At 38.0% G+C, this 10,459-nt stretch carries 10 protein-coding genes; 6 read left to right on the top strand and 4 right to left on the bottom strand.

Annotation, left to right across the window (positions count from 1 at the left end):
- The 4 genes from AC6F75_RS12730 to ytxJ form a co-directional block, all read left to right on the top strand.
- Positions 1 to 4,119, top strand: a 4,119-nt coding sequence (locus AC6F75_RS12730; protein WP_500715468.1) for a BspA family leucine-rich repeat surface protein, incomplete at its 5' end; no start/stop codon positions are given.
- 185 nt (positions 4,120 to 4,304) lie between these two features.
- Positions 4,305 to 4,616 carry a type II toxin-antitoxin system RelE/ParE family toxin gene (locus AC6F75_RS12725; RefSeq protein ID WP_500715470.1) on the top strand — a complete coding sequence of 104 codons (312 nt, stop codon included), beginning with the start codon at positions 4,305 to 4,307 and terminating at the stop codon, positions 4,614 to 4,616.
- 41 nt (positions 4,617 to 4,657) lie between these two features.
- Positions 4,658 to 4,942: an addiction module antidote protein gene (locus tag AC6F75_RS12720; protein ID WP_500715467.1), complete on the top strand. Its 285-nt coding sequence runs from the start codon at positions 4,658 to 4,660 to the stop codon at positions 4,940 to 4,942.
- Between the two features lie 152 nt (positions 4,943 to 5,094).
- A complete protein-coding gene (gene ytxJ, locus AC6F75_RS12715; protein ID WP_500715466.1) occupies positions 5,095 to 5,478 on the top strand; it encodes a bacillithiol system redox-active protein YtxJ in 384 nt (127 codons plus the stop codon).
- 100 nt (positions 5,479 to 5,578) lie between these two features.
- Here the strand turns inward: ytxJ and AC6F75_RS12710 are convergent, their stop codons facing one another.
- From AC6F75_RS12710 to AC6F75_RS12695, 4 genes are all read right to left on the bottom strand, one after another.
- A complete protein-coding gene (locus AC6F75_RS12710) occupies positions 5,579 to 6,757 on the bottom strand; it encodes a hypothetical protein (protein ID WP_500715464.1) in 1,179 nt (392 codons plus the stop codon).
- Between the two features lie 94 nt (positions 6,758 to 6,851).
- Positions 6,852 to 7,130: a GNAT family N-acetyltransferase gene (locus tag AC6F75_RS12705; RefSeq protein ID WP_500715462.1), complete on the bottom strand. Its 279-nt coding sequence runs from the start codon at positions 7,128 to 7,130 to the stop codon at positions 6,852 to 6,854.
- Positions 7,131 to 7,134: 4 nt separating this feature from the next.
- Complete coding sequence (locus AC6F75_RS12700; RefSeq protein ID WP_500715460.1) at positions 7,135 to 7,350, bottom strand: (4Fe-4S)-binding protein; 216 nt, start codon at positions 7,348 to 7,350, stop codon at positions 7,135 to 7,137.
- 76 nt (positions 7,351 to 7,426) lie between these two features.
- The gene (locus AC6F75_RS12695) at positions 7,427 to 8,707 is read right to left on the bottom strand and encodes an exo-beta-N-acetylmuramidase NamZ domain-containing protein (protein ID WP_500715458.1); all 1,281 of its coding nucleotides are present in this window, start codon (positions 8,705 to 8,707) and stop codon (positions 7,427 to 7,429) included.
- 43 nt (positions 8,708 to 8,750) lie between these two features.
- On the opposite strand from AC6F75_RS12695, the gene AC6F75_RS12690 reads away from it, so the two are divergent.
- Together AC6F75_RS12690 and AC6F75_RS12685 are read left to right on the top strand one after the other, a co-directional pair.
- Entirely contained in the window at positions 8,751 to 10,001 is a 1,251-nt protein-coding gene (locus AC6F75_RS12690) for an FtsX-like permease family protein (RefSeq protein WP_500715469.1), read from the top strand.
- 41 nt (positions 10,002 to 10,042) lie between these two features.
- Complete coding sequence (locus AC6F75_RS12685; RefSeq protein WP_500715456.1) at positions 10,043 to 10,342, top strand: hypothetical protein; 300 nt, start codon at positions 10,043 to 10,045, stop codon at positions 10,340 to 10,342.
- The last annotated feature ends 117 nt before the right edge of the window (positions 10,343 to 10,459 follow it).

Here is a 10,459-nt window from a genome sequence, read left to right as displayed (position 1 = left end):
TCTCTAATGAAACATCTTTACCTTCTGCTTTTTACAGTTTTCTTTTCATTTCAAATTCACGCACAACAAGCACCATTTATTACTACATGGGAGGTGACTGTCGGAAATTTGAACATCACTATTCCCACTTTCGGGACAGGTTACAACTATACTGCTGACTTTGGGGATGGCACCACTTTAACTAACCAAACCGGTGACGCTTCACATACTTATGCTGCTCCCGGGGTTTATACGGTAACTATATCAGGGAACTTCCCGAGAATACGATTCGGCAACAATCATCTTAATGCTAAAAAAATTAAGAGTGTGGAGCAATGGGGAGATATAGAGTGGGTTTCAATGGAAAGTGCTTTTATGTATTGTACCTATATAACTATAAATGCTACTGACGCACCTGATTTAAGTACGGTTACTGATATGTTTAATATGTTTGCAGGATGTAATGATTTTAACCAATCAATTAACCATTGGGATGTGTCCAATATCACAAATATGTCATCTCTGTTTGGATCTGCTAACTTTAATCAGCCATTAAATAATTGGGATGTATCCAATGTTACAAATATGGCAAGGATGTTTGGTGGTGCAAATGCTTTTAATCAGCCACTAAATAATTGGGATGTATCAAATGTGACCAATATGTATTCTATGTTTAAATCTGCACTAGATTTTAATCAACCACTTAATAATTGGAATGTATCGAATGTTACTAATATGTGGGATATGTTTTCTTCTGCCTCTTCATTCAACCAACCTTTAGATAATTGGGATGTATCTAGTGTGACTAATATGCATGGATTATTTAACCAAGCATCTAACTTTAATCAAGATTTATCCAATTGGAATTTTAACCCATCTGTTTTACTCACAGAAACTCTAAATCGATGTGGACTGAATATTTCAAACTATGAAAGTCTCCTATCCCGTTTTGTTCAGTTAGGATTGCAAAATAAAAGCTTGGGAGCTGCAGATCTTTTATATTGTGATGCTTTATCTAGAAATGAACTTATAAATAATCGAGGCTGGTTTATATGGTTAGATTTACCTGAAATGAGTTGTAATATTACTTATCCCCCTAATGTTTTTGTGTCCAGGTGGAAAGCGACAAGTACTAGCTTAGACATTATAATCCCAACAACAGGAAGTGGTTATAATTATACTATTGATTATGGCGACGGTACAATTCAGAATAATTTAAATGGGAATGCTGTTCACACTTACACCCAGCCCGGTATTTATACAGTTATTATTTCGGGAGATTTTCCGAGAATCAATAATTCTCAATTTCCTAACACCAGAGAAAAATTAGTTAGTATTGAACAATGGGGAGATATAGAATGGAAGTCTATGGAAGGTGCTTTTTACAATTGTTCTAATTTAGTAGTAAACGCGACAGATTTACCAGATTTGAGCCAAGTTTCCAATATGGCTAAAATGTTTAGAGGGGCATTGAAATTTAATTCACCCATAGACCTTTGGGATGTTTCTAATGTGACTGATATGCACAGGATGTTTATGGGAGCGTATTTATTCAATCAGCCATTGAATAGTTGGGATGTTTCCAATGTAACTGATATGTCTGAAATGTTTAGTGATGCGCAAAAATTTAACCAGCCAATTGATAATTGGAACGTTGGGAATGTTACTAATTTGATGAAGATTTTTGAGAGTGCATATATGTTCAATTCACCTATAAACAGTTGGAACGTGTCAAATGTAACTAATATGTATAGGATGTTTTATAGTGCAAAAAGCTTTAATCAACCTATTGGTGATTGGAATGTGTCAAATATGACCAATATGTCGTTTGTATTTGATAATGCAGTAAGTTTTAACCAACCACTGAATGACTGGGATGTGTCTAACGTCACAGTTATGGATCATATGTTTTTAAGTGCCGTTAAGTTCAATCAATCTTTAAATAATTGGGATGTTTCCAATGTAACTGATATGCTTAGGATGTTCAGTTATGCCGAAAGCTTTAATTCATCCATAGAAAATTGGAACGTTTCAAATGTGACAAATATGAGTAATATGTTCGCTTATGCCAAATCTTTTAATCAACCCTTAAATAACTGGAACGTTTCTAATGCAACAAATTTAAGTTATATGTTTTATAAGGCATTTGCATTCAATCAACCTATAAATACTTGGGATGTCTCGAATGTTACGGAAATAAAGTTTATTTTTAACGATGCTTACAGTTTTAATCAATCCATAGATAATTGGGTTTTTTCAAACGGGTTGCAACTAGGTGGTATGTTTTATGGTGCTCATAACTTTAACCAGCCATTAAACAATTTGGATGTTTCTAAAGTTACTAGTATAAATTTCATGTTTGCAGATGCAGCTAGTTTTAATCAACCACTGGATAATTGGGACGTTTCTAATGTTATTGGTATGCGTGGCTTGTTTAAAGGAGCTACAAGCTTTAATCAACCACTTGATAATTGGGATGTGTCAAATGTGATAACTATGGGGAATATGTTTAATTCTGCTTCAAGTTTTAATCAGGACATTTCTACATGGAATTTTAATGAATATCTTTTTTTTGATACAGGTACTTTTTTTGTATATGATTTTCTTAGTTACTCAGGTTTGGATCAATATAATTATGATGCTGTTTTACTCAAATTTGCACAATTAGGGTTAGAAAATAAAAAAATGGAAGCTCATGATATGTATTATTGCAATTCTGGAGTGCGAGATCATTTAATAAATAATTTGGGATGGACTATTACAGGGGACAGCTTGGGCGTTGATGAATGCTCACTGAATATAGTTCAAGGAAATATTTTATATGATCAAAATAACGATGGTTGCGATCCCAACGATATGCCAGTAAACAACATTATTATTAATGCTAATGATGGTAATTTCGATTTTGCTACCATCTCAGACAGTAATGGAGATTATATTTTATATCTTTTGGAAGACACATATACCATTAGCTTATTAAATCTTCCAAATTACTTTACAACAACACCAGTTACATCAACTATTAATTTTGTAGGTGTTAATAATGTTGAAGAATTAAATTTCTGCTTTACTGCAAATCAACCTGTTGAAGATTTAAACATCACCTTACTACCCACCAGTGAAGCCCGCCCAGGTTTTGAAGCAGACTATCGATTGGTGGTGCGTAATGTGGGTACAGAAACCATTGCCAATGTGGAGGCCATCTTAGTCTTTGACGATTTGATGCAGCAGTTTGTAATTGCCAATCCGGTACCTACAGCAACGACAGCCAACACCTTGACTTTCTCTATTGGATCTATGCAGCCGTTCCAAAAATTTGAGGCAGACATCACCATACTGACCTTTCAACCACCTACTGTAAACGGGGATGACATCCTGCATTTTATAGCTACGGTAACACCGGCAGCCAATGATTTTACGCCCAATGACAATACTTTTATTTTAGCGCAGGTTGTTGTTAACTCTTATGACCCCAACGACAAGCAGGTATTGCAAGGCGAGGAGCTACACATAGACGATATCGACGAGTATTTAGACTACCTGATCCGCTTTCAAAACACCGGGACAGCAAGTGCCATCAATGTGCGTATACTTGATACCCTTCATCCCAAACTAGACTGGAACACGCTCACACCCATCAGTGCCAGCCACGACTATTATGTAAATATAACAGACGGGAATCGGGTGGAGTTTATGTTTGACAATATCCATCTTCCGGACAGCTTATCCAATGAACCTGAAAGCCATGGTTTTATAGCCTATAAAATCAAACCCAAAAGCAATGTGCAAGTAGGTGATGTGATCTCGGGCGATGCCGCTATCTATTTTGACTTTAATGCACCCATCATCACCAATATGGTGCATACCACAGTTGTGGAACCCCTGAGCATTACAGATGTTTACAATCCATTAAGCCGGGTTATTCTGTACCCAAACCCCACCAACAAAACGCTTAATATTCATCTAACAGATGGCATTGAACTGAAAGAGGTACTTATTTATGACTTGCAGGGCAAGGAAGTAAAGAAAATTCAGGGCAAGGAAACAACACTTGATGTGGAAAATTTAAGATACGGAATGTACTTTCTGAAAATTACCACAAACCGGGGAACTATTAATCGGCAGTTGATTAAGAATTGATGGAGCAGCAGTATCCAATGGCAGTAAATACCAGGTCTTAAAACAATCAAAGTCTGCTTTGCATGACAACATGTAATCTTAGAATGTGTTGTGGTGTAATATTACAGCCCCGAAAAAAAAATCAATCTGAACTGAGATTATCAAAAATATTATTTATTTTTGTATCTATATAGATACATTTGTATATGTTCTTTATCGAGAAAACCACTGAGTTTGACAAATGGCTGAGAAAGTTAAAGGACTTGAAGGCTAAAGCGAAAATTTTGTTCAGAATACAGAAACTGGAAACTGATGAACACTTTGGAGATTGCAAACCAGTTGGTGATGGAATTCAAGAAATGCGAGTGAATTTTGGTAAAGGTTACCGTATTTATTTTAAAGAAAAGAACGGAAAAATTATTGTTCTATTGATTGGCGGAAATAAATCAACGCAACAAAACGACATTAAAAAAGCAAAAGAACTTGCGAAGCAAATCACGAACACCTTAAAAAAATAAAAGCAAGTGAGTAAATTTGGAAAAAATTAAATAGTTAAAAAATGGAAACTACAAAATTTGATATAGCGGATTATTTGGACAGTAAAGAGATGATTGCGGAATATCTCAATACTGTACTTGAAGAAGGAGACAGTTCTGATATTATAAATGCAATCGGACATATTGCAAAATCTATTGGAATGACTAAAATTGCGGAAGAAACCGGTTTGAGCAGACCGAGTTTATACAAAGCTTTGTCTGACGGTGCAAAACCACAATTTGCAACAATAATGAAGGTTTTAAAAGCAATTGGCGGACAAATTCAAGTAAATCCAATGTCTGCTTGAATAAATAATGACACCGCAACATCGATAAAAGAAAACAGGATCTGAACAATCTGTTTTATTTCAACAGGAATTTTATCTTTTATTCATAAGACCAAAGTAATATTAAATTTCAGAAAAGTGTGTTTGCAAAAGCTACCTTTGCAATAAAAAATATGTCTATCTTCAAAAACCTATTCAACTCAAACAAACCCGAAAAAGAACCACGCACCCCCTTCCCGTGGAAGCCATTGACGTCTGCATTTCAACTGGATGAAATCACTGAACTTTCCAAAACCAAAACGGTGTTGATTTTTAAATACTCCACCCGCTGTGGTATCAGCCGGATGGTGTTGAGTCGCTTTGAAGAAAGTCTTACCGACTATCCCGAAGAGGTTGTTTTTTATTTCCTGGACTTGTTAAGCTTTCGGGAAGTTTCAGATGAAGTGGCTGCCCGCTTTCAGGTGTTTCACCAATCGCCGCAGTTGTTGGTGATTAAAAACGGTACTTGTGTAGCTCATGGCTCGCACTATGAGATTTTGGAAATGGAAATAAAATAAAATCTGCGAAATCTACGGGCTTATATTTTCCCGCAGATTTCGCAGATTTTCGCAGAAGATTCTACATAAACTTTGTCTAAATTTCCTTTTGCAAAAGCGATTACCTGAATTTATTTCGTTTTAAAATGGCACTCAGGCGGTTTTTGATTTCGCTTGAAGCGTCAAAAAGCATTTGCTCGTTACTCGGAAATGGTACAGGTCGGTTTCTCAGTAACCGGCGTTCATCGCTGTTCAAAACGCGATCATCTCCTTTAAATGTAGCAAACACATTTTCAAAAATAAATTCGGTTTCCAGCGGGTGGCTGTTCATCAATTGCCTTTTTTTGACGTCATAATAGTCCACCATTCCGTTAACTGCAATGGCTTTGGATTGGGTGGTTTCATAGAGCGTCCCTTTAACTACCACATAGCGGTCTATTCGTTTTCGGTTGCCCAGGCTGTCCAATACATAGTTGCCGTTGCGGTCAATTTCATAAGTGTAACCATCAAGGATTTCCCGTTCCAAACGCACTTCACGCTCGTGTACACGCTCCGGTGAAATCAGAATGTCCCTGAATTGCAGCAGCACTTCAAAATCATAATCAATATCCCTGCGGTTGATGCTGTGGTATTCTGTCCAGAAATCATCAAGCCTGTAGGTGTTGAAATCCAGCAAGTCACGCTCCAATCGCTGGGGAATGATGAGGTTGGTAGCGTTTTTAAGCTCCACAAACACAAAGTCAGTACCATAGTAGTGGGCCTCACGCAATAGTTGATCGGTGTTCCTGAAGTTGGGTGACAGTTTTTGGAGTTCGTTTAACGATTTATGGGCATTGCGGTACTCCATTTTATTGCCGGTAGCCATCATGCTTTGTGCCCTTTCGTAAAGAAATGCAGTATATTCACCTTTGGCTTTTATGAGTTGGTTGCTATAGTCATTCATTTGAAATTGAGCTTCACCACCAAACCTGTAAAGGGGCAATAAAGGCCTGATGCTGTTTTGCATTTGGTCCAAGCGGGAATACAAGGTGAAAATCTCACGTTTTGAAGCCGGACTGTTTTCCCTTTCAAGAAAAGCGATTCTGTTGAGTGATTCTTCAGTGTATTTGGCATAGGCAGCTTCAAGAATTGGAATCATTTCCTGGCTTCTTTTGCTGGTTTTGTCCTTCTGAAGTTTTTTGACAGCCAGGTTCATCGCCTCGACATAGTTGCCTCTGTTGAGTTCTTTCTGACTGCGTTTTACACTGCTGCAAGCAACAAACACGGTTGCTAAAATCAGCATAAGTAGTGCTTTTTTCATAACTGTAAGGTGTTGGTTATGTTAGTAGGTTTACAATTGTGGTGCCAAAAAAATGATAAAGAAGACTAATGACGGAATACCGATAAAAAAAACACTAGAGCACATCCCTTATTTCAGTAATCTTTTCAAACATCGCTTTGGCAAAAGGACAGAGAGGGATGATTTTTAACTTGTTTTCCCGGGCATATTCCACAGCAGCAAGCACCATTTTCTTGCCCACACCTTGTCCGTTAAACTCATCTTTCACTTCGGTATGGTCAATGATGAATTTATCGTTACCTGCACAAGAATAAGTCATTCTACCGGCTTCTTTTCCTTCAGAGACTCCTTTGAAAAAGCCTTTGCTTTCTCTGTTGATCTGTTGTATTTCCATATTCTTAATTGTTTTTCTTGTAACTCAACGCCCCCGACGGACATTTGCTTACCTGGTCCATCAATTCCTCTGATGTGGCATTTTCAATCTTGATCCATGGGCGTTCTTTGGGATTGTACACCTGCGGCAAGGTTTTTACACATATACCCGCGTGGGTACACAACCCGGGTTTCCAGAAAATGGTAATTTCCCCGTTTGAGTATTCATTGACTTTTTCCATAATTTATTTAAAATTTTAATTGGTTGATGTTTTGGCAATATGCATTAGGCTTTAAGCTGCAACTATCGATCATTCGTCATCGGTATTCTCCATACAACATATACCCCTTCCTTATCACATCATACTTCTCCAGACCTTCCTTCCAACTCAACCTGATTTGCTGCGCACTCATTCCCTGCTCAATTTGTTGCTGTAAGGTCTTAGTTCCCGCAAGGGTGGTAAAGAAATTGGTGAAAAATGACTTTTGTTTACCCGAATCATGGTATGCATCAATCAGCCATTGTAAATTGATATAATTAAGCCTATCTGTATCACTCAAGTCCTTTCCGCAACACAATTGCCCGTTGAATTTGGGGTTTTTAGCACCTTCGTTGGGTTGTGGTGTAAAAGTGAATGTATATTTTTCCTTTGGTAAAGTGGGACTTCCAAAAACCTGAAATTGTTTGTCTGTACCGCGCCCTTCACTCAATGTGGTGCCTTCAAAAAAACAGGTACTTGGGTAAAGGTTGATGGCCTTGTCATTAGGCAGATTGGGTGAGGGCTTGATGGGGAGGGAGTAGACCGTCGTTCTGTTATAATCTTTTACGGAAACGATTTTAAGTTCGCATTTCTGACGGTTTTCCAGCCAGCCTTCACCATTGATCATTTGGGCATATTCGGCGATGGTCATTCCGTGGACTACGGGTATGGGGTGCATCCCCACAAAACTTTTATGTTCCGGTTCCAATATAGGGCCGTCGATGTAGTGAATGTTTGGGTTGGGTCTATCGAGGATTAACAATGGGATACCTGCTTCCGCGCAAGCTTCCATAACATAATGCAAAGTGGATATATAAGTGTAAAAACGTGCCCCCACATCCTGAATGTCAAAAATCATCACATCGAGATCTTTTATTTGCTCGGGAGTGGGTTTTTTGTTGCTTCCGTAAAGCGAAATAAGGGGCAATCCGGTTTTGCTGTCTTTTCCGTCTTTAACAAGCTCACCGGCATCAGCAGTTCCCCTGAAACCATGCTCGGGGGCGAAAACTTTAGTAACATTTATCTTATGAGCTAAAAGCGAATCCACCAAATGGGTGCGTTTGCTGAACAACCATTTTTGGGTTTGACGCTGTTTGTAGGAGCGACTGCTTTCATCCCAGTAGTCTTCCATAAAAATAAAGTTTTCGGGTTTAAAAACCATACTGGTTTGATTGGCCACCACGCCCACACGCTTGTCTCTTAAAAAAGGCAGGTATTCTCCTGTTTGGTTGGCACCCACCACAGGGTAAGTTGCCACCTCACTTTCAGTAAAAGTGGTTTCTACTTTAAAATTCTTCTCTTGTCCTCTGCAGGAAAAGGAAATCAGGACGACAAGCATCAAAAATAAAGTGCTATTTTTGAAACTTAATAGAGCGAGTATTTTGAATTTTGAATATTTCATAGCCAAGCGGATTATCAAATCAGGTTCAGGTAACAACCCGAACTATAAAAGTAGTATATCGGCACCAATTATAAAAATTGCGATTACGGCAATTGCATTGGGCATGATTATGATGCTCGTTTCCATCGCAACAGGTGTTGGGTTGCAGGAAAAAGTACGCGAAAAAGTATCGGCTTTTAACGGCGACATCATCATTTCTCATTTTGACACCAATTTCTCCAAAGACTCTCAAAACCCCATATCAATAAACCAGCCTTTTTATCCGGTTTTTGAAGAAATCCCCGAAATAAAACACATACAGGTTACGGCACTAAAAGGCGGTATCATCCGTACAGCAACCGATTTTGAAGGCGTTGTAGTAAAAGGCGTGGGCAATGATTACAACTGGCAGTTTTTTGAGGAATTTCTTCGTGAAGGCCGATTGCCTGAATATACCGAAACCCTGAATGCAGAAATCCTCCTTTCCGAATTTATAACCAACCGTCTGGATCTGAAAGTGGGTGACCGTGTGGTGACTTACTTTTTTGACGAAGGCAGTGACAGGCCCTTGCGTAATGTGGGCTTTGAACTCGTGGGTATTTACAACAGCGGCTTTCAGGAATTTGATGAAAGTTATCTGATAGCTGACATTCGCCATATTCAACGTTTGAATCGCTGGGAAGCGGATCAGATAGGGGCTTTTGAACTTTTTGTAACCGATTTTAAACGCATCGGGGAAATTGGCAATAAGGTCTATTATAATGCGGATTCCACACTGGACACCCAAACCATCCGGGACAAGTATTTTTCCATTTTTGAATGGCTGGATTTGTTTGACTTTAATATTGCCCTGATTATCGGGATTATGATATTGGTTGCAGGAATCAATATGATCACGGCTTTGCTGGTATTAATTTTGGAACGCACCAAAATGATAGGGATTTTAAAGTCACTGGGCAGTTCCAGCTGGAGTATCCGAAAGGTATTTATTTACAATGCAGTGTACCTTATTGGTATTGGTCTTTTTTGGGGAAATTTGATTGGGATAGGTTTGTTACTGGCACAAAAACACCTAAAACTGTTCCCGTTAAACCCTGACACCTATTATGTCACCGAAGCCCCTGTTTATCTCGATTTGGGTTATATTTTAATACTCAACGCGGGCACTTTCTTATTGTGTTTGTTGATGCTGTTGATTCCTTCATACATCATCACCAAGATTTCACCGGTGAAGGCGATACGGTTTGAGTGATTTTTTTATTACTTTTACTTGAATGACTAAACATTCAATCTATGAAAACATTTTTAAATCTTGTTTTTTGCCTTTTTCTTTTTGTTCAGGGAAATGCTCAGGAAGAAACGAATTCAACCCAAAAAGGAGAATGGATTTTAACTAACTATATGGGTTTTGCTACCTTGGAAGTTGAAGATGCCTTTAAAACAAATGCCTTTGTTTTAGGTGGTTTTATAGGGAAAGAATTCCGAATTTCAGAATATTACTACATCATTTCGGGTATAGAGCATTTGCGTTTAAAAAGTGATATTTCTGTCTCTGGTGAAACCGCTTATTTAGGGCTTGCTGAAAATATATAAATACACTAATAATCAGTTAATTAGGTTATTTTTTATTTGGATATATGCAAAGAATTTCTTATTTTTATGGCTAAAAGTTTGCAATTATGCTCAATTATATACCACAAAATCAGCTGG

It is taken from the genome of Planktosalinus sp. (assembly GCF_059864935.1).
Note: the sequence above shows the minus strand (reverse complement) of the source record. Positions and strands in the feature narration are given on the sequence as shown.